General features: G+C 41.7%; 15 protein-coding genes and 9 tRNA genes. 15 read left to right on the top strand and 9 right to left on the bottom strand.

The genetic code is table 11. The features are described from left to right. Positions 1 to 10 precede the first annotated feature (10 nt). Entirely contained in the window at positions 11 to 1,009 is a 999-nt protein-coding gene (locus HC733_RS15250; RefSeq protein WP_190365891.1) for a sterol desaturase family protein, read from the top strand. On the opposite strand, the gene HC733_RS15245 is transcribed toward HC733_RS15250, so the two are convergent. The 3 genes from HC733_RS15245 to HC733_RS15235 form a co-directional block, all read right to left on the bottom strand. Continuing rightward, positions 1,006 to 1,224: a DUF3820 family protein gene (locus HC733_RS15245; protein WP_171624723.1), complete on the bottom strand. Its 219-nt coding sequence runs from the start codon at positions 1,222 to 1,224 to the stop codon at positions 1,006 to 1,008. The two genes, HC733_RS15250 and HC733_RS15245, sit on opposite strands and share 4 nt — an antisense overlap. 167 nt (positions 1,225 to 1,391) lie before the next feature. Continuing rightward, positions 1,392 to 3,410 carry a TonB-dependent copper receptor gene (locus tag HC733_RS15240; RefSeq protein ID WP_190365872.1) on the bottom strand — a complete coding sequence of 673 codons (2,019 nt, stop codon included), beginning with the start codon at positions 3,408 to 3,410 and terminating at the stop codon, positions 1,392 to 1,394. Between the two features lie 101 nt (positions 3,411 to 3,511). Continuing rightward, positions 3,512 to 4,747 carry an EAL and HDOD domain-containing protein gene (locus HC733_RS15235; RefSeq protein WP_190365890.1) on the bottom strand — a complete coding sequence of 412 codons (1,236 nt, stop codon included), beginning with the start codon at positions 4,745 to 4,747 and terminating at the stop codon, positions 3,512 to 3,514. A gap of 276 nt (positions 4,748 to 5,023) precedes the next feature. Between HC733_RS15235 and putP the strand changes: the two genes are divergently transcribed. Beyond that, positions 5,024 to 6,502 carry a sodium/proline symporter PutP gene (gene putP, locus HC733_RS15230; protein WP_190365871.1) on the top strand — a complete coding sequence of 493 codons (1,479 nt, stop codon included), beginning with the start codon at positions 5,024 to 5,026 and terminating at the stop codon, positions 6,500 to 6,502. Positions 6,503 to 6,544: 42 nt separating this feature from the next. On the opposite strand, the gene HC733_RS15225 is transcribed toward putP, so the two are convergent. The 3 genes from HC733_RS15225 to HC733_RS15215 form a co-directional block, all read right to left on the bottom strand. Continuing rightward, positions 6,545 to 7,444, bottom strand: coding sequence for a substrate-binding periplasmic protein (locus HC733_RS15225; RefSeq protein ID WP_190365870.1), 900 nt, complete (start codon positions 7,442 to 7,444; stop codon positions 6,545 to 6,547). Between the two features lie 119 nt (positions 7,445 to 7,563). Continuing rightward, positions 7,564 to 8,532 (bottom strand): cysteine synthase A, encoded by a 969-nt coding sequence (gene cysK, locus HC733_RS15220; RefSeq protein ID WP_190365869.1) that lies wholly within the window; start codon positions 8,530 to 8,532, stop codon positions 7,564 to 7,566. 139 nt (positions 8,533 to 8,671) lie between these two features. Beyond that, positions 8,672 to 11,011 (bottom strand): carbohydrate binding family 9 domain-containing protein, encoded by a 2,340-nt coding sequence (locus tag HC733_RS15215; protein WP_190365868.1) that lies wholly within the window; start codon positions 11,009 to 11,011, stop codon positions 8,672 to 8,674. 255 nt (positions 11,012 to 11,266) lie between these two features. Between HC733_RS15215 and HC733_RS15210 the strand changes: the two genes are divergently transcribed. The 13 genes from HC733_RS15210 to HC733_RS15150 all read left to right on the top strand — a co-directional run bounded on the left by HC733_RS15210 (position 11,267) and on the right by HC733_RS15150 (position 17,066). Next, positions 11,267 to 12,412 (top strand): dicarboxylate/amino acid:cation symporter, encoded by a 1,146-nt coding sequence (locus HC733_RS15210; RefSeq protein ID WP_190365867.1) that lies wholly within the window; start codon positions 11,267 to 11,269, stop codon positions 12,410 to 12,412. Positions 12,413 to 12,588: 176 nt separating this feature from the next. Further along, a complete protein-coding gene (uvrY, locus tag HC733_RS15205) occupies positions 12,589 to 13,239 on the top strand; it encodes a UvrY/SirA/GacA family response regulator transcription factor (protein ID WP_171624715.1) in 651 nt (216 codons plus the stop codon). Between the two features lie 12 nt (positions 13,240 to 13,251). Then, positions 13,252 to 15,075 (top strand): excinuclease ABC subunit UvrC, encoded by a 1,824-nt coding sequence (gene uvrC, locus HC733_RS15200; protein WP_190365866.1) that lies wholly within the window; start codon positions 13,252 to 13,254, stop codon positions 15,073 to 15,075. Between the two features lie 42 nt (positions 15,076 to 15,117). After that, entirely contained in the window at positions 15,118 to 15,663 is a 546-nt protein-coding gene (gene pgsA, locus HC733_RS15195) for a CDP-diacylglycerol--glycerol-3-phosphate 3-phosphatidyltransferase (protein WP_190365865.1), read from the top strand. Between the two features lie 222 nt (positions 15,664 to 15,885). After that, positions 15,886 to 15,961 (top strand) — tRNA-Gly (locus HC733_RS15190). Between the two features lie 15 nt (positions 15,962 to 15,976). After that, positions 15,977 to 16,050: transfer RNA gene (locus HC733_RS15185), tRNA-Cys, on the top strand. Positions 16,051 to 16,084: 34 nt separating this feature from the next. Then, positions 16,085 to 16,171: transfer RNA gene (locus tag HC733_RS15180), tRNA-Leu, on the top strand. A gap of 123 nt (positions 16,172 to 16,294) precedes the next feature. Further along, positions 16,295 to 16,370 (top strand) — tRNA-Gly (locus HC733_RS15175). Between the two features lie 24 nt (positions 16,371 to 16,394). Next, positions 16,395 to 16,481 (top strand) — tRNA-Leu (locus HC733_RS15170). Between the two features lie 109 nt (positions 16,482 to 16,590). Beyond that, positions 16,591 to 16,666, top strand: a tRNA-Gly gene (locus HC733_RS15165). A 113-nt stretch (positions 16,667 to 16,779) separates the two neighbouring features. Continuing rightward, positions 16,780 to 16,855 (top strand) — tRNA-Gly (locus HC733_RS15160). Positions 16,856 to 16,870: 15 nt separating this feature from the next. Further along, positions 16,871 to 16,944 (top strand) — tRNA-Cys (locus tag HC733_RS15155). Between the two features lie 35 nt (positions 16,945 to 16,979). Beyond that, positions 16,980 to 17,066: transfer RNA gene (locus HC733_RS15150), tRNA-Leu, on the top strand. A 200-nt stretch (positions 17,067 to 17,266) separates the two neighbouring features. Here the strand turns inward: HC733_RS15150 and HC733_RS15145 are convergent. The 3 genes from HC733_RS15145 to HC733_RS15135 all read right to left on the bottom strand — a co-directional run bounded on the left by HC733_RS15145 (position 17,267) and on the right by HC733_RS15135 (position 20,478). Beyond that, positions 17,267 to 18,208, bottom strand: coding sequence for a hypothetical protein (locus HC733_RS15145; protein WP_190365864.1), 942 nt, complete (start codon positions 18,206 to 18,208; stop codon positions 17,267 to 17,269). 270 nt (positions 18,209 to 18,478) lie between these two features. Next, positions 18,479 to 19,534 (bottom strand): hypothetical protein, encoded by a 1,056-nt coding sequence (locus HC733_RS15140; RefSeq protein ID WP_190365863.1) that lies wholly within the window; start codon positions 19,532 to 19,534, stop codon positions 18,479 to 18,481. Positions 19,535 to 19,689: 155 nt separating this feature from the next. Then, positions 19,690 to 20,478: a nucleoside-binding protein gene (locus tag HC733_RS15135; RefSeq protein WP_190365862.1), complete on the bottom strand. Its 789-nt coding sequence runs from the start codon at positions 20,476 to 20,478 to the stop codon at positions 19,690 to 19,692. Positions 20,479 to 20,785 lie beyond the last annotated feature (307 nt).

Below are 20,785 nucleotides of genomic sequence, written 5' to 3'. Positions count from 1 at the left end.
GAGGTAAATGATGTTAGAGCAAATGTGGCAAAGTTTTATTTCGTTGCCAACTTATTTGCTAGATGCAAATAAGCGTATTTATATTCCTTACCTGCTCAGTGCTGTGCTCATGGCCGTGCCTGTTTATTTTGCATCTCAAGAGAAAACTCGGCGCTCACTCGCTGGTTTTTTAATGTTTTTATTCCCCAAAAGTGTATGGCTTAGCCAAAGTGCAAAACTTGATTACTGTTTGCTCGTCACCAATGTATTGTTAAAAGCCGCTCTTTTTGCGCCAATCGTATTAACTATGGTGCCGGTTGCCATTTTTACTACAGATGCGCTGCAGTGGCTATTTGGTCAACCTTTACACCTTGCTTGGTCTGAAGCCGCTGTGATCGGTATATTTACCTTGATGCTGTTTATTGTTGATGATTTAACGCGTTTTTTACTGCATCTACTGTTACACAAAGTGCCTTTTTTATGGGAGTTTCATAAAGTTCACCACTCCGCTAAAGTGCTAACGCCGTTTACCATTTATCGTTCTCACCCAGTTGAAAGTTATCTTTATGCATGCCGAATGGCATTAACGCAGGGGCTTGTTGTGGGCTTTGGATACCATTTTTTTGGCACCGAGCTAAGCATGTACGACATTCTTGGCGCCAACGCGTTTGTGTTTGCGTTTAATATTTTTGGTGCCAATTTAAGGCATTCTCATATTCGCTTTAGTTGGGGTGATAAATTAGAAGGATGGTTTATTAGTCCAGCTCAACACCAGATCCATCACAGCGATAACCCCAAACACTTTGATACCAATTTAGGCTCAGCTCTGGCGATATGGGATAGAATGTATGGCTCGCTGATAAAGGCGTCTTCAGCGCCTAACATTAGCATCGGAGTAGGGCAATATGACGCAGGTCATGATTCACTCTCTGCTATCTATCTAAAGCCAATAAAAGCAGCCTTTACAACGCTAATCAGGAAAAAGGACGCATCCCAACATGCGTCTACAAAACTAGATAACAAGCTTTAATGTTTGTGTAATAGCGGCATCAGGAGCTTTTCAAGGCCATTGAGTTTCACCTCGTAGATCATCGCTAGTTGTTGGCCTAACTTTCCTTGAGGAAATCCCTTTTGTTTGAACCAAACGACATAAGGCTCGGGCAGTAACAATAATGGGGTGCCAGCATATTTTCCAAAAGGCATTTTGGTATTGATAGCGTCAACGAGTGCTTGTTGATTTTGCATCTGAAAACTTAGTGTATAGAAATATGCGTTAGTGTAACAAGTTATCCAAGGAGTTACACCGAAAGCCTGCGTAGGATTTCGGTGTTGGTATAATCACTTTATTGATAATATTCGCTTATCTAAAGCTGAAGTGAATTAACCTGAACTTGAATTAACGGCAGTAATATTTAAAAACGCCAGTTGATATTGCTCCATAGCGTCATGCCTGGTTCATTAACTTTATCAATTTGCTCATAGCCGTTTACCGCAGCGCCTGATTTACTTAAGTGCTGTGCATACGTTTTGTCTAGAAGATTATCAATTCCGACGCTCCAATCAATTCCTGATGACAAGCTGTAGCGCGCATTGAATGACAGCGTACCAAAGCCACTTGTTGGCCCCACATCTTGACCAGCGATGCTGCCTTGCCCTAGTGAAACACGATGTTGTGCGGTTGCTATAGTCCAAAGTAGGCCTGCATGCCAATTGCTTTGTTCATAGTTAAATGAAAGGCGAATTTGTAGCGGAGGTTGCTGAGCAAGGGGAGTATGATCGGTCAAATTGTTTGCGCGTACATAGCTTGCACTGCTACTGGCTTGCCAATTCTCGTTTATCTGATAGGACGCTTCGGCCTCAAAACCAATCGATTGTGCTTCGATATTCCGAGTGACATTGCGGCTGCTTGAACTTTGCTTGAAGTGGTTATCAATCAAAATAAAGTCGCTGATGCGGTTATAGAATAAAGATACGTTTGCTTGCCACTTATGGGCCTTATAAAGCATGCCTAAATCAAGCTGTTTGGTGTTTTCCGAATCGACAAAAAACGCGCTGGGGTTGTTGGTGGCTGCACGGTTTGCACCCATTAACTCCCAATAGTCTGGAAAGCGTTCAGTGTAACCTAACCCAATATAATACTGACTTTGGTTGTTTTGGGTGACTACTCGAGTAAAACCACTCCAAAGGTTATCTTTTCGAGTGATTGACGCAGTTGGGTTTGGTATGGTGCTTTTTATCGCTTTAATAAATTGGCGATCATCGCGTGCACGCCAGCTATCAAGTCGCAGACCAGAGATAATTTGTTGGTCGTTGTTGAACAGATAAGTATGCTCAGCAAATACGCCGACTTTATTAAAAACGGCATCGTTAACGCGATTAAGGTTTGTTACAGGGTTATTAAACTGGTCACGGCTTATTCGGTTTCGGTGCTTGTCTTGCTGCAGATCTACGCCAAATACAAGCTCGTTGAATGAGTTAAATTGAGCATTAAGTAGCACTTTAGCTCCCGAAGAGCGCCTGTCAGGGTTAGAAGCCGTGGGATTTTTCATCATCATGTTGGGCGTAAAGCTGCGAAGCGAATAATTGTCCATGATGTGGTCGACGTAATTGTAATACCACTGAGCTTCAATACGATTTACATAAGGTAGTTCTAACGCCCAATCTGTTGAAATAGCTGCATGTGTTCTGTCAAACAGACTGCCGTCCATCATTCTATCAGCATAAGCGACCTCGCCATCACTTCTGCCAAACGTTAGACTAATGGTTTTATCGTCGTCTGGCGTATAAGCAAGTTCAATATCATTGTTCCAACGTTTATAGTGCGAGTGTACTGGGGTGCCGCTGCCATCTATATAATCGTCGGCACGGTTATAACTGCCTGCTAAACGAACAAAGTAATCAGCTGTGCCCAGTTTTATGTCAGTGTTGAGTCCACGTCTGTTTGCGCTGCTGGCAACTGTATTGACGAATCCTGTTATATGGTCATCTACCATTCGCTCGGTTTCTCGCTCAAAAACTATCGTAGCGGCACTATTACCTGAACCGTAAATTACTGTTTGTGGACCCTTAATTACTTTTACCTTATCGTAAGTTTGTGGGGTGATATAAGCACTTGGCGGATCCATTCGTGAACCACAACCACCCAGCGTTAATCCGCCATCAGTGATGATATTTAATCGCGAACCTGCCATGCCTCTAAATACAGGATCGCTACTAGCCGCACCTTTTTTAACCATTGAGAATCCGCTGATGCTAGCAAGTAAATCAGCGCCATCTTGAGCAGGCAATGGCTGGCGAGGTAATTTAGGGTCTGTATTTACAGTTAAGGGTGATTGCATTGGTGCAATAACGATTATGTGCTCAAATGAGTCATCATAAGCGGCGCAGTTTAGGGCGCTTAATAACGTGATATTTAGAAGTGTTTTTCTCATGGGTCTCTACCAATCTGATGATTGGCGAGAATTTTATCTATTAACCGATGCTTTGGAATGTGACAGATTGTCGCACCTAATATGTGTTGATATGCAATTATTTAGTCTTGTGTCTCACAAGCAAGCACTTGCATCTGTTCATCGCACCAACTAAGTGCGTCATTGTAAATTAACGGTAAGATCTCAGGATTGATATTTAATACTCGACATTGTTTTTGAGCTGTAAGCCAGTCAGCTTGCTCATAGCTTTGCACAATCAGTAGTAAATGCGCCAATGGTCCTTCACGGACAACCAATGCCTGCTTTATCGAATCAACGAGCGGTAAGTGGCCCATGATATTTTCCATACTATCATCTCGAATTGCATCGATAAGCGACATCATGCCGGTTAAAAAAGCCGGGCCAACATATTTTTTACTGTCGGCATTAAGCGCTAGCTGCTCACAAAATCTCGCTCTGGTGAGTGACATTTTAATTAACTCTGCGGGTTTGTCTGGCGAGATTTGCGCTGCAAACATCAGTGACAAAAACTTCTTAAGCTCCTGATTACCTAGTGTTACTAACGCCTGTTTAATATTACTGATTTTGGTTCTACGCTTAAAAATTGCTGAATTGGTATAGCGCAATAGCTTGTAAGATAAATTTACATCGCGCTCAAATATGGGCGTTAATCTTTTTACGTCTACATATTCATTCGCTGTTTCGCTGAGTAGTTTGGTAATAGATAGCTCACTTGCACTGAACATTTTACTTTTGAGCATTTCAGGCTTCGCAAAATAAAAGCCTTGAAAAAACTCAAAGCCAAGCGCTTTAAGTTGATCTAATTGCTGATGGCTCTCTACTTTTTCAGCAATGAGTTGAATATGCTTGTGCGGCTGAATTTCCTTTTTTATTAGCTGGATTTCAGGCCAAGGTGTTGTTGCTACATCGATTTTAAGATATTTAATGTATGGATAAAAATGCCGCCAAGCAGCTTGGTGTCGATAATGATCCAAAGCAACACGATAACCCTTTTTATGCAGCGCTTTGGTGCAGTCTAGTAGCTTTTTACCGGGTTCAATAGACTCAACCACTTCGATCACCATGTGCTTTGGAGATAGCATAAAAGGATAACCAAGCAGGAGCGTGTTCAAAGTAAAATTGATAAAAGCGGGTTTGTGGTTGCTAAGCTCTTCAAGTTCAAAATAAAACTGGCTGCCTTCTAGTAACTGAGATGTGGCTTTATCGGCATTTATGCCCGGGAACTCGTTATTAGGCCCATTACGAAATAATATCTCATAGCCTATCGGTTTATTATCAATGTCAAAAATAGGTTGTCGTGCAGCGTAAAAGTTCATAAACACAAAAAATCGAACCTAACTGTTTAAATAATAGACTGCTTGGTTCTATTTCACTATTTTTAGCTTTTCCATTCATCCTTTTTTACGTGAGCATGCCTTTACAGTTGCTGAATAAAAGAGTGAGAAGTCTACTCTAACGACTATGCTGGGGTGCGAGGTTTATTCATGTTATAGTCAGACAAAACAAATAAGGCTCTCTTTTTAATGACAATAAGAAAGGTACGTGCTGGATAATTGTCATTGAGTAGGGTGCCCATAACGAAGGAGGTAACTTTGGAATTAGGCACGATTATTTCGTTAGTCATATACTTTGTGGTTATGTTGGGCATTGGCCTATACGCTTATCGTAAATCAACCAGTGACGTATCTGGTTATATGCTTGGTGGGCGAAGCTTGCCGCCGAGTGTCGCTGCGTTATCAGCGGGTGCATCTGACATGAGTGGCTGGATTTTAATGGGCTTGCCAGGTGCCATGTTTGTGTCTGGTTTTAGCAGCACTTGGATTGCGATTGGTTTGATAATTGGTGCGTGGTTAAACTACTTCTTGGTAGCGCCAAGATTGCGTGTTTACACTGAGCTTGCCAACGATTCAATCACCATCCCAGATTACTTTGCTAATCGCTTTGAAGACCGAGGCAATGCGCTGCGTATTGTGTCAGCACTTGTCATCATCGTATTTTTCACCTTGTATACCTCATCAGGGGTCGTGGCCGGTGGTAAGCTTTTTGAAAGCTCTTTTGGTATGAGCTACGAGTCAGGGCTTTATATCACCACAGGTGTAGTTGTGTTATATACCTTATTTGGCGGTTTTCTAGCGGTCAGCCTGACTGACTTTGTGCAAGGCTGTATTATGTTTATTGCCTTGATCTTAGTACCAGTTGTGACATTTTCATTATTAGATGCGCCGCTGTCCTCAACGCTAAACTCGGTGAATCCTAACATGATGACATGGGTAGGTGCTGGTGGTGCGATTGGTATTGTCTCGGCTATGTCGTGGGGATTGGGATATTTTGGTCAGCCTCATATCATTGTGCGTTTTATGTCGGTGCGCAGCGTTAAAGATATGCCAACGGCACGTCGTATCGGTATGACCTGGATGATTGTGGCCGCCTTAGGCGCTGTTGGCACAGGATTGTTTGGTGCGGCTTATTCTTATGAAAAAGGTATTGTTGTTGACGACCCTGAAACAATCTTCCTCATTCTCTCGCAATTGTTGTTCCATCCGTTAATTGCCGGGTTCTTACTTGCGGCTATTTTAGCGGCCATTATGAGTACAATCTCGTCACAACTTTTGGTGAGCTCTAGCTCTTTAACTGAAGATTTCTATAAGATTTTTGTGCACAGAGAAGCAACTGACAAAGAGCTGGTTTTTGTTGGTCGTCTAAGCGTTGTTGCCGTTGCACTGTGTGCTATTTATTTGGCTTACGATAGAGATAGTTCAATCCTAAGCTTAGTGAGTAATGCTTGGGCAGGGTTTGGTGCGGCATTTGGACCATTGGTGTTGCTAAGTCTATTTTGGCAACGAATGAACTTTTATGGGGCACTAGCGGGTATGGTGTCTGGTGCTGCTACCGTACTATTTTGGATCTATGCTCCTATTACAATTAATGGCGAAGCACTCAGTGCCATTATTTATGAAATTATCCCTGGTTTCATCGTATCGTCCGCGGCGATTATTGGTGTTAGTTTACTGACTTCTGAGCCAAGTGAGCCAGTTCAAAGTCTGTTCAAAAAAGTACAAACCGAACTCTAAGGCAATGCTTGATTAAAAAAGAGCGCCAGCTGGCGCTCTTTTTTAAAAGCACTCTAAATTACCCATTTCGATAATCCTTTGCGTTTCGCCCCGATTGCTAAATTGATACAAGCTTTTGTTTATATCTTCCAGTACCTGGCGCCATTGGCTAGACTCTTTACTTAACGCAAAATAGAGGTGGTTGTACTTGATTGGTTTACTCTCGTTTTCAATATTGCTGAGTAACTTAACCTTTTCACTTTTTGACAAATCTGAGTAATTAACCGTAAAGCGAAGTACTTTTGGGTCGCCAATAATCAAATCTACGCGTTTAGCGACTAATAGTTTAACAAGCTGTAAGTCATCAACGGCTTCCACAATCACAAACTCACCATTGTCCATCATGGCATCAAATTCCGGGGTATTTTGATAACCTCTAACGACCCCAATCTTTTGACCCTTTAGTGAGCTTAAATTGCCATCGAAACGATCCTTGTCGCCTTTTCTTTTTAAAAAGCCTATTTCTCCACCAGGAAAAGAATTAGATAGGGCTAAAACTTCACGACGTGTTTTGCCAGTAACATAATCTGAAGGCGCTGAATCTTCTATATAATATTCGGGCATGAGGATATCTGCTTTACCCGTTTCAGCGCTTCTCACCGCGCGCGCCCAAGGTAAAAACTCGATGTAAACAGGGTAATCTTGTTCAGCGAGAAGAGCGATAGTAAATTGGAATACCCAGCCTTTATTACACAACGCTTGTCCTATGTAGGGGGGCCAATCAAGCGTAACCACATGAAGCATTTTCTTTCGCCCATTGGCATTGTACAGGTAGCCATTCTTATAGGTATTGCCCTGCACAAGTTGGTAAGTGGCGTTTTTAAAATAGCCTACGTTGACGACATCCTGTGCTGCCGTAGTAAATGGAATAAGCGTTAATAGCAATGCCAGTATGGTACGCATATCTCTTTAATCGCTCTAGCAGATAGTGACTTAAGTTTAGAAAAATATTGTTATATTTCAAACTTTTTTAGGAACAAAAAAACCGGCATAAGCCGGCTTTTTAGAATTTGTACAGTGTATTACTGAACAAGTTCTTGCTCAGAAAACTCATCAGCAAACAGCGGGCTAGATAAATAACGCTCTGTTGCACTTGGCAAAATGACCACGATGTTTTTATCTGCATTTTCTGGTTTTTCAGCGATACGTTTAGCCGCGACTACAGCTGCACCTGAAGAAATGCCTACTAAAATGCCTTCGTCTTTCATTAATCGGTGTGCCATTTCGATTGCTTCTTCATTTGAAACAAGTTCCGTGCCGTCGATTAACTCAAGATCTAAGTTACCAGGAATGAAACCAGCGCCGATACCTTGGATTTTGTGTGGACCAGGCTTTACTTCTTCTCCAGCAAGCGTTTGCGTGATCACTGGTGAGTCAACTGGCTCAACAGCAATAGCTTTAACATCAAGTCCTTTCTCCTTTTTAAGGAAACGTGTAGTACCAGTGATAGTACCACCCGTGCCTACGCCAGCTACGAAATAATCAACTTTTCCGTCCATTGCATCAAAAATCTCTGGGCCGGTTGTTTCAAAGTGAATTTTAGGGTTGGCTGGGTTTTCAAACTGCTGTAGAAGAACATACTTGTCAGGGTTGCTTGCCTGAATTTCATTGGCTTTTTCGATAGCCCCTTTCATACCCTTAGCGCCTTCAGTTAGGACTAGATTTGCACCTAGTGCTTTTAACAGTTTGCGACGCTCTAAACTCATGGTGTTAGGCATTGTTAACGTTAGCTTATAACCGCGAGATGCAGCTACAAATGCCAGTGCAATACCAGTATTTCCAGAAGTTGGTTCGATAAGCTCTTTATCTTTTGTTAATAATCCAGATTTTTCAGCATCCCAGATCATTGAAGCACCAATACGACATTTTACGCTGAAGCTTGGGTTACGCGCTTCAATTTTTGCGTACACGTTACCGCCAGTTACGCGGTTTAATTTTACAATCGGAGTTTGACCAATAGTTAGGCTGTTATCAGCGAAAATCTTAGACATTGTGTTCCCTTAGGTGCTATAGGTTTTACTTAACATCACACTTTACTTGGCTTTGCGTAAAACTGAAGTAAGGAATGGCTATAAGATATATCAAATTTGCTTATAGCCAAAAGAAATATAAAATGTCTTACTTATTCTTTTACATTAGCCAAGCATAACTAAATTTGGCGAAGAATGTTTTTTCATCTTTGGTCAATTTAGACAAATCATCGTCTTGATATCCTTTGTCCGCATAGCCTGCAAAAAATACCGTTTGAGGATTTAGTTTGTATGAATATAAAAGCTGTGTACTTAAGCTTTTATATTGCGCATCTACATCGTCAATATAGTTTTCGATATTTCTATCTATATCAGTATGGATCACAGCGATACGTAAATAGCTGTTGATGTTGAACTGATAAGTTAAACGCACATCGGTTAGGTTAGCTGTGTACACTTGCGCACCATCAGCATTAAGCGTTTCATAGCTGTGTCTAAAATTAACTTCAAAGTGTTTCCCTAAGTTTAGATTAATAACAGGGCGAGCGAAACGCATTTGCCCAACTCGGTTATTAGCCAAGTCTACTTTATTACCTGTTCTTAAGTTTAACCCTGCAAATAAACCTGATACCGGTTTGAATTCCATGTATGTCCAAAGGGTATTTTCTGAGAAAAGATCACTATTATTATCAATTTTTAAGCTCGCTTTGTTGTGTCTTAATCCCGTGCGTTTACGGTGTTCTACACCAAAGTCAATAAAGCTTTGCAAGGGTCCATCAATGGCTACATTTGTTTGGATCTCTTTTTCCAATAATGCACCATCGTCATTATGTGTAATATCCCAATCGGTGTACCAACGAGCGCGGTTCCACCAGTTGTCTTGTTCGCCGTACCAACGATATTCAAAACCAGCTAAAAACTTGTTGAAGTCTACTTGAGACATGAAACCCATATCGGCTCTGAGTCCTTCATCATAGCTCTGATAGCTTGTGAATGTTCTCCAATGCTTAGTGTTGTGCTCATAATTTAAAAAGTAGCCTAAGCCATCTAAATCATCTTGATTGAGTGTACGCAAAACGCCTTCATTAAAATCACAGTCTTCACCTTGTACACATTCAGTGGCAGGAAGTTGTGCGCAGTCTCCATCATCTCCATCACATAACTCATCTGCAAATGCTTGGCTATATTGCGTATTTGAGCGAAGTAGTTGAACTTTGAAAGTATCGCTGGTTGTTGGCTTGTATTTCGTATCAAAACTTATAAGTTGGTTTTTATAGTCTTTTGAGTCTCGAATGGTGGCGCTAGAGCCAATTGAAAGGCCATCGTTGACATCATAGCGATAGCGAAGTGCTACGTTATCACTTTTTTGTTCTAGCGAAATAACACTAGAGCCTAAATTACCTGGTACTAACACGTTGAGTTGCTCATCGTTAGTGACAAACACACCATAAGTGTGTCCAAGCTTGTTGCCTGATAGCTTGATTCCATAATCGGGCGCGGCGATGTTTCTGGTATGAATTAAGTTTAAATGGGAGGAAAAGTAGTCGGCATTATCAAGGAAAAAAGCACGTTTTTCAGGAAAGAATAAACTAAAACTATTGTTTACACTGAGTTGACCTGTATCTGCTTCAACTTGTGAAAAGTCAGGATTAAGGGTGGCATTGATTGTAGTATCAGGGGTGATCGCCCATTTTACATCTAGGCCTGGCTCTGATTTATCATCATCTTGCCAATCTGGCACTTCACTGCCATCAATGTCTCTCGTTTGAGATTTACTCAGTACCAACGAAGGGATAATAGCAATGTTATTACCTTGCTTCGCTTTTGCAAAACCCGAATATTCAGGCATTTGACAGATCCAACAGCTGTTGGCATGAGATATCTGCATGTTTGACAACCTCAGGCGCTGATCGCGAGGTAAAAATCGCAAAAACTCCATAGCCATGTTTTTTACTTGCTTGCTGTCGTCAAAATTAAGCACACGCAGGGGTATTTCTATCTCAACTGTATAGCCTTGGTCATCAATTGTGCCGGCACTGTCCCAGATTCCGTTCCATGAACTATCTTCACTTTTGGTTAATTCATTTTCAATTGAATCAAGTTGTACACCCAAAGGGTTGATAAAAAACTGATAGGCACTACGTCCGCTATTGAATGAGTCTATTTTCAATCCAACTAGGTCGTCATTCCACACTCTATCTCTGTCTTTATAAAAGGCGCGGATCAGTTCAGGGGTTGGGTCGTTTGCTCTGTACGCCACAAACAACGAGGTGCCATTTTCATATACGTATGCGGTTGTAGAAACTGGGCTGGGTATGTTTTCTTGCGGCCAAGTTACATTGTTAATTGCTATCTTTTTTGCTTGTTGCCACACAGGCTCATCAAGCTTACCGTCAATTATTGCATTAGTACTTATAAAGGGCAGGGGTTCAGCTTGCTCATCGGCAATGGCGTTTACGGCTACCAGCGTGGATAAGGCGAGAATAACTTTACGTATCATACTGCTAAAACTATCTAGATTATGTAAACGGTATTAAATAACATGGTGCAGATGTAAACAAATTTTTCGCGCTGGATTGCAGTTAAATAGGGTGAATTTAAGTATGGATTAGGTCACTAAATCGGCTGGCAGCGCAATAATTACTCATGGATGCTTTGCGTGCTTTACATAAGTTTACAGGCAAGTTAATACATTTGTGGTAATTGCTTTACAAAACATGATACAACAACGAATCGATTTAGTTAGAGAAGTATTATGTCGTTAATTCTTAAACTTATAGCTGGTATATTAGGTGGTATTTTGGTTGGGTTTTACTTCCCAATGGGATTGGTAGAGCTACTGTACACAGCCAAAGTAATTGTGGGGCAACTAATCAATTTTACTATTCCGCTCATTATTTTATTTTTTATCGCATCAGGTATAGCTGGCTTACCACAGGGATCCGGACATTTACTAGGCAAAACGGTTGGTTTTGCATATGGCTCGACGATTGTTGCAGGGACTTTGGCTGTATTGCTCGTGAACGCGTTTATTCCTTTTTTTGACGGAGCCATTGGCTATGAAGCTGTGTCGGGCACTGAAGTTAAAAGTTACATTGATTTAGAAATAGCTCCATTGATGGGGGTGATGACAGCATTGGCAACCGCGTTTATTTTTGGCATAGGTATTAGTCAACTGAACTTAGTAAAACTTAAAGAAGTGGTTGATCAAGGGCGCGATGTAATAGACGCACTTCTGGCTAAGGTCATTATTCCTGCATTGCCAATTTACATTGCCGGTGTATTTGCAGAAATGGCGGTTGCAGGAACCGTTGCGGACACTTTAAGCACATTTGGTATCGTACTACTTGCAGCTATCGTTATGCACTGGTTGTGGCTGAGTCTGCTTTATATAGGTAGTGGTATTTTACTTAAGCGCAGTCCATTAGAACTTATCAAAAATATGTTACCAGCATATTTTACAGCTATCGGTACTATGTCGAGTGCTGCTACGATACCCGTATCACTGCAAGCAAGTAAAGCAAATGGCGTTAAAGAAGAAGTAGCAAACTTCTCTGTTCCTTTGTGTGCAACCATTCATTTGTCAGGGTCAACCATCACTATCGTAACTTGTGCTATGGCTGTTATGTTACTTTCACCAAGCATGGCGGTGCCTTCTTTAGTACAAATGCTGCCATTTGTACTTATGCTTGGTATCGTTATGATTGCAGCACCTGGTGCACCTGGTGGGGCTGTAATGTCTGCTTTGGGCCTGCTGACTTCAATGCTGGGATTCAATGAAGCAGCGGTTGCTTTGATGATTGCATTGTATTTAGCGCAAGATAGTTTTGGTACTGCATGTAATGTTACGGGTGATGGTGTTATTGCATTGTGGGTTAACCGTTTTTCTCAACGAGCGTAGAATAGGATATTGCACTAGACTTATATCTACGCCTAGCGTCACTAAAGTGTGATTATTTTGTAAATAAATTAACCTGTTTTTTGTGAATATTTAAAAATTTATATATTGGTATGGTAACTTGATACGTTGTAAAATAACAAACATAACGGCCAAGGTAACAGTGAGAGGGTGAGCTATTGATTAACGTACTTTTAGTTGATGATCATGAACTTGTACGAACAGGGATCAAACGTATACTTGATGACGTTCGTGGTTTTAAAGTGATCGGAGAAGCTAAAACTGGTGAGGAAGCGGTTACGTTTTGTCGTCAAAATGAGCCAGATATTGTGTTAATGGATATGAACATGCCAGGCATTGGAGGCTTGGAAGCGACAAAGAAAATCTGCCGATACTGCCCTGATGTAAAAGTGATTGTTTTAACGGTTCATTGCGAAGACCCTTTCCCTAGTAAAGTGATGCAAATTGGCGCACATGGGTATCTGACCAAAGGGGCTGGTCCTGATGAAATGATTAATGCCATTAGAGCTGTGAACGCAGGGCAACGCTATATCGCACCAGAGATTGCGCAACAAATCGCTTTAAATCAATTTAGTGGTCGTAATGACGAAAACCCGTTTCAGTCGTTATCTGAGCGAGAGTTGCAGATCATGCTGATGATCACCAAAGGTGAAAAAGCGCAAGATATTGCAGAGCGTTTGAATTTGAGTTCAAAAACGGTAAATAGCTATCGCTACCGAATGTTTGAAAAGTTAAATGTAGGTGGAGATGTAGAGTTAACACATCTAGCGATCCGTCATAAAATGATAGATATTGATACCACACGATAATCTATCACTTTAATGGCTGTATTCAATCATACCTCGTTTTTAAAAACCCTAAGTACTGAACCTGGTGTTTATCGTATGTACGACGATGAACATCAGGTAATTTACGTAGGTAAAGCTAAAAATCTCAAAAAGCGTGTTTCTAGCTACTTCCGTAGCAATATCCCTGATAGCAAGACCCGAGTTTTAGTTAGTAACATTTGTCATATTGAAGTCACGTTGACTAATACTGAGACTGAAGCATTATTACTTGAAAACAATCTCATTAAAAAGTATCAGCCAAGATATAATATCCTGCTGCGTGATGACAAATCTTATCCGTATATTTTCTTAAGTGGCCATAAACATCCTAGATTGGCTTTTCACCGTGGCGCGAGGAAGTATAAAGGCGAGTATTTTGGTCCCTTCCCGAGTAGCGCTGCAGTGTCGGAAAGCTTGCGGTTGATGCAAAAAATATTTCCTGTTCGCCAATGTGAAGATGCTTATTATCGAGCTCGTAGTCGTCCTTGCCTGCAGCATCAGCTAAAAAGGTGTTCTGCGCCATGTGTTGGCAAAGTGTCGGACGAAGAATATCAAGATCAAGTGGATATGGTTCGCCAATTTTTAAATGGCAAGTCCCAACAGGTTATCGCAACACTGGTAACACGCATGGAAAATGCCAGTATGGCGTTAAATTTTGAAATGGCGGCCAAGTATCGAGACCAAATCGCTTTACTAAGACAAATGCAAGAACAGCAGTCGGTGGCAGGGAACTTTGCGGAAATGGATGTGATTGGCTTTGTGCAACAAAATGGTATTTGCGCCATTCATATGCTGATGATCAGAGAACATAAAATTCTGGGAACGAAAACCTATTTTCCTAAAGTGCCTAAAGACTCTCTTGAGGATGAAATACTAACCTCGTTTATTGGTCAATATTATCTCAGTGGTGGTACCAATAGCCGAATAGCCAAAGAGGTAGTGTTGCCCTTTGCTTTGGTAGAGCAGGATGAGCTAGCCCATGCGTTAAGTGAAGTAGCACAAAGAAAAGTACAGTTAAGGGCGCAAGTTCGCTCAGAGCGCGCTCAGTACTTGGCTCTGGCAAATAAAAATGCAGCGAATAGTATTGCTGTAAAACAAAGCGCACAAGATTCTATTAATAAACGCTATGCGTTGTTAAAAGAGGCATTACAGTTAAGTGATATTCAGCGGATGGAGTGCTTTGATATTAGCCATACGATGGGTGAGAACACAGTGGCATCTTGTGTGGTATTTGATGCGCAAGGACCTAATAACAAAGAATATCGGCGCTATAACGTAACGGGTATTACACCGGGTGATGACTATGCCGCTATGGATTTTGCATTGAATAAGCGTTACGGCAAATTGCAAGATGAAGCAAAAGTACCAGACGTTATTTTTATAGATGGTGGTAAAGGTCAGTTGGGAAGAGCGGAAGCTTTTTTTGCTGATTGGCCTCTAGATAAGTTACCATTGCTCGTGGGTGTCGCGAAAGGTACTAGCCGAAAACCCGGATTAGAAACGTTGCTCATTGATGGGGGAAGAAGAACGGTCAACTTAGATAGTGATTCTCCTGCATTACATCTGATCCAGCATATTCGCGATGAGTCACACCGCTTTGCCATAGCAGGGCATAGAAACAAAAGACAAAAACAGCGTAATCAATCTGTTTTAGAAGAAATTGAAGGCGTCGGACATAAACGTCGTCAGGCACTGTTGAAGTATTTAGGGGGAATGCAGGGGGTAAAATCTGCTAATATCCATCAACTAAAACAAGTTCCAGGGATCAGCCCCAAAACGGCTGAAAAGATATTTAACCATTTGCATGACAAAGCTTAAGCATTCATGCGAACATAAAGAAAAAGACCTCACTAAGTAGTTATGTGGAATATTCCAAACGCGCTTACAACATTTAGGTTGTTACTCATTCCTGTATTCGCAGTGTTATTTTATTTGCCTTATTCGTGGGCGTTTTTTGCCGCTGCCTTTATTTTTTGGTTGGCTTCTGTGACAGACATCCTCGATGGCTATCTGGCTCGCAAGCTTGAACAATCAACTCCTTTTGGTGCATTTTTAGACCCTGTAGCAGACAAAGTTATGGTGAGTGTTGCGTTAGTGATGTTGGCAACTTACTACCAGAACTATTTTGTCACAGCTGCTGCAATTATCATTATTAGTCGTGAAATTGTGATCTCTGCATTACGTGAGTGGATGGCGGAACTCGGTAAGCGTGATGATGTGGCTGTTTCTTCACTGGGTAAATTTAAAACCGCAGCGCAAATGTTAGCCATCATAGGTTTGATTTGGCAATATGAGCCTTGGATGATTAATATCAGCTATGCATTATTAGCGATTGCAACACTACTTACAGTGACCTCAATGCTTGCTTATTTCTATGCGGCAAAATCGCAATTGACTAAATCTTAACTGAAAGTGTTTATAATCACGGCAGTTTAGATAATTTTTGAACAAACGATTCAAAACATTCATTTTTTATGTTGACGCGTTTTATAACTTCTGTAGAATGCGTCCGTGTTGAGAGGGCAGTACGCCTTTGAAGTTAAAGATTGCGAGTATAACTCAGCGGGAATTAGAAAGACGCGACCAAGTGTTTTAGTAATTTCAATTAAGTTAGAATGCATAAGTGATGCGAGTATAGCTCAGCTGGTAGAGCGCGACCTTGCCAAGGTCGAGGTCACGAGTTCGAACCTCGTTACTCGCTCCAATCTTTTAATAAGTCGGCGGAATGGCAGAGTGGCTATGCAGCGGATTGCAAATCCGTCTACCTCGGTTCAACTCCGGGTTCCGCCTCCATTTCTCAACACTCCACATGCGAAAGCAACCCGATGCCCGGGTGGTGGAATTGGTAGACACAAGGGATTTAAAATCCCTCGCTGGTAACAGCGTGCCGGTTCAAGTCCGGCCCCGGGCACCATTTAGATTAGAGATGTTTCTCTTTCTTCGTATGAAGAATATGATGCGAGTATAGCTCAGCTGGAATTTGATAGGCGCGACCAAGTGTTTACTGATTTCAACTAAGTTAAAACGCATTGGTGAAGCGAGTATAGCTCAGCTGGTAGAGCGCGACCTTGCCAAGGTCGAGGTCACGAGTTCGAACCTCGTTACTCGCTCCAATCTAACGCTTTTGTAGACCCGATGCCCGGGTGGTGGAATTGGTAGACACAAGGGATTTAAAATCCCTCGCTGCTAACAGCGTGCCGGTTCAAGTCCGGCCCCGGGCACCATTTGATTTGGGAATCGTTTCTCATAGAGATGCGAGTATAGCTCAGCTGAAATTAGAAAGACGCGACCTCGTCTTAGTTAATTTCACCTAAGTGATACGCATTTAGAGATGCGAGTATAGCTCAGCTGGTAGAGCGCGACCTTGCCAAGGTCGAGGTCACGAGTTCGAACCTCGTTACTCGCTCCAATCAAATATCAGGTCACCTTAGTTTTTGAAGTTTGTGAGTATGACTCAGCTGAAATTAGGCATGCACAGCAAGTGCATTGATAATTTCAACTTAGATAAACCGCATTAATGATGCGAGTATAGCTCAGCTGGTAGAGCGCGACCTTGCCAAGGTCGAGGTCACGAGTTCGAACCTCGTTACTCGCTCCAAACTTTAGATAATAAGGCGGAATGGCAGAGTGGCCATGCAGCGGATTGCAAATCCGTCCACCTCGGTTCGACTCCGGGTTCCGCCTCCATTTATCAAACTCTCCACATGCGCAAGCAACCCGAAGCCCGGGTGGTGGAATTGGTAGACACAAGGGATTTAAAATCCCTCGCTGGTAACAGCGTGCCGGTTCAAGTCCGGCCCCGGGCACCATTTTAAAATTCCACTAATACACTTTCAATTCGCTTAAAAACGTTTTTAGATTGATATATAGCATCTACTCTATTTTAAAAAACGTTTGAATTGAACAAAGTAAGCATTACAAATTAAAGGGTGGGTTAAGGAAAACTCAAGTGGGGAAATTATGCGAATTTTTCATTCGCATAATGTTTTTAGCTTCTCAAAGCGGGAAATTAGTAGAACTCACAGCTAACAAACTGTGTGTTCCTCTCTTTAATAAAGGAGCAAGCCATCCTTACAATTCCTCCTGCACCGCCGCCATTGCCACCTTCAATAACAACGTAGTTAGGTGTATATAAGTCAGAAAAGTGTCCACTCACTGAACGAGGTTCACCGCGTTCTTCTAGGTGTTTAATATCATCACCAATTAGGTCAAAATAGCGGTCGAGACCATATTTTGTTTTAGGTATGTGCGTTCCTTTTTTGTCAATGAAATTAAGGTTTTTCAACCGCATTTCTATGTGTGAATCCTTTAGGTGCATTGCCAAGTCAACATCCGCTTTGACTATGGTTCCATCAGAGAAGGTATGGGTTACGAGCAGCTCTTTTTCCGACAAACCAGCTGAAAATACACCAAAACTAAATCCAAACCTTTTTGAAGCCAACTTTGCAAACTCGGCATTAATCACACTAAACTGCTCTGCAAAGTGTTCTCTATGGTAATCAGCCAACCAGTCGCCAAACACGCTACTGTCCATTCTTACAGCATCAAAAGCAGATTTAAAATTATTGTTTTGATATATGAAAGTACCGGTTGTTTCATCCAATGCGGTACTTATTTTTGTATCGGCAGCTTTTATTTCGGAGCTGAGCGGGGAAAACCAAGAGTGAAGTTCACGCAGTATGACAGACGAACTAGCCATTGCAGGCCCTGGCGTGTCAACCCAATACTCATGTACTGTGTAGTTTCCAGAAGGAGAGCGATCTGCAACGTAGATGATTTGCCCTCGCATATAGGCTGCGTTTTCAGCAAGTTGCATCTTTTTATGGTCTGAACAGCCGTGGCATGGTAATACTAACTTTACATTGGGTAGAGGCCGTGCAGAAGCTGTAATTACACAAGAAATCAAAAATAACGCTGAGCACATCAGCCATGTAAGTATGTTTGATTTCATAAAATATCCTTTTTAGATTGATTAAAATCGAACCTATAATAGATACGTTGGTCATGAAAAAAAACATAAATTTAACCTTTCATTATCTTTTTGATCTCAATATCTTTTTTTAATTTGCGATAGTTATGAGGTGATAATTTTATTATAATCAATTGGTTATATTTAATAGAATCATATGAACTAGATAAACCACAACAAGATTTACGTCGTGGCTTATCTAATTCGGTTTGGAGTACAATTTGCAGTAAAAACAAATAGATGAGCTAATTACTACTGGTGTTTGTTAAATGATATGTCTCCTGCACACATATGTTGAATAGGTGCACTGTGTCGCAATGCCACTGTATTGGCTGGCGTATTAGCTAAAAATACAGTTTGTGCTCCTTGGGTAAAGCTGTCGTTGTGGATACATTGAGGGCGTATCGCTAAGGCGCTGCCATCTTGCGGAATTTCAAACATGCTAAAGTGGTATTCTTGTGTGTCTACGGTACGGTAGTAACCGTCCTCGTGTGTGGTATCGAGCCTGCGGCCAAGCAAAATTCTCGATACTGTTTTGCATCCAAATGCAGGGTCAATACCTTGCGCTGGCAGCCAAATGTGCGGGAATGGGTGATGTTCTACGAATAATCCGCCACCTTTTTGAGTGCCAAACTGATACTCAGTAACATACTGCGGCAATTTTTGGTCGTACTGGATCCCCCATAAGTCTTGTGTGAACCCTAACGCAAACTCTTCATTTGGCTTAAGGAGTGTGCCACCATAGTATGCAAGCGTATCTAGATACGCTTTTTTAGATTCATCAGTAGCACCATATGTTAATAGCGGGAAATGTAATTCATCAGTATCACAAATAAGTTGGCCTGTACTGCCAAACACATTTGCAGCGCCATCTAAGCCTTGTATACCAGCCCCATTTACAGCTGACGTCCAATAGCCGTTCACACTGAGTGCATGTTTTGCTGATGGTGGATGTCCTGTGTGTTCATCATGTAGTTTGTTAAGTCGAGTAACGAGGTTTGCTTCAGGGTTCATGGGGGCAAACTCACTTTGTACAACTTGATTGGGCAGCTCAGGGTCTAGGTGTACTAACGTGCCGGTACGAATTGGGCCAAAAAGCCCCGTGGTGGTTAAAAGTACCTCACCATTGACATCGCGATTAAGTACTGCGCCGTTTAAAAACTCAAAATTGTGATCAAGATCTGCATCTGATACACCAAGATTTTTATTAACGAATTCCCATCTTGGCTCGCTTCTTTGCTCATTGCGGTACTGCTCTAGAGTTTGTACGCCAAGTAGCGCAGTTAGTTTTGGTGTGACGTGTGACATGTCTCACTCCTTAGACGGTAAATTGGGTTTAAATGAATGCGCAACAAACACAATCAGCGCGACATTAATTAGAGCCTAAAATACGATAAGTTCAAATTACGACCCATTACAGCCACACAAGGAGTCACTCGTACAAAGATTAGCCCTGCAATATATTAAAACGTCCAAACAATATGCAGTTGGGTCGCTGACTCATTATGAGATGTGCCCATTTTATTTCGCCACACTTGCCATTCGACACCAAGCATAAGGGTATTGCTGGTAGTTGCGATAGCATGTCCTAGATCCCACTGAAAGGCCATCTGGGCTAATATCCAGTCATTTACATATCTTCCAACTTCATTGCGTCTTGACCCGATATACTCGGCGTGGCCTGTAAAATAAAACTTCTGGCTGCCCAGTGAATAGGGGTAACCCCAAGCGAGATCTAGCATAAACGTATTGTTAGTTTGCGGCGCGCCACCTTGTCCTATGCCAGCACTATCATCAAAATATGCGGTCGCTGTAGTGGTTAAAAAGTCAAACCCTGGAATATCCCAACTGAGCTTTATCCCAGGCAGGTACTTGAGCATTTTAGCATCGCCAGCGGCGTTATAGCCGATAACAAAGCCAACGTCTTGCAATCGCCAAAAGTTATATTGCCAATCAAACAGGGCTTTGCCACTGAAGGTTGCATACCCTTCGCTATAAAAATCTTTGTCATTAAAACCATCAACATAATCATCGTCTAAGTAATCTACAAAAAAGAACACATCGCCATAGTTATTGGTTGATGCGTGTTGCAAAGAGATAATATCGTTCATGGCTTTTTGTTTGGTAAAGGGGTGGTCAAACACTCCGCGATTGATATGTAGCTGTGTTTTACTCCAATTAGCAGCGTGTGTTGTAGATGACAGGATTGCGAGTATCACAGTGGTCAGTGCAGCGATGAATTTATACGTCATTAACATTGTCCTTAGGTGTAGGATTTGTATGGATTATAGTCAATGGTCAATGCGCGTGACGTGTTGTTGAAAATTTTCCTGATATGAATGAACACAGTAGCGATATAAGGGAAATGAAATGAAGGTAAAAACACTAAGCTTAAAGGAGAGAAAGGGCAGCAAAGCTGCCCGAAGAATGAATTAGCGTAGACCCTGTAACAGATTCTGTGTAACTGCCATTTAGTTGATATGTCTTTCGAGGCGTTCCTCGAATTCGATAATAAATCGACTCATCGCCTGACGCCAGTTTTGAATGGGCATTGTCCAT

The sequence above is a fragment of the Pseudoalteromonas sp. S16_S37 genome (assembly GCF_014694405.1).
Taxonomy (GTDB): domain Bacteria; phylum Pseudomonadota; class Gammaproteobacteria; order Enterobacterales; family Alteromonadaceae; genus Pseudoalteromonas.
Note: the sequence above shows the minus strand (reverse complement) of the source record. Positions and strands in the feature narration are given on the sequence as shown.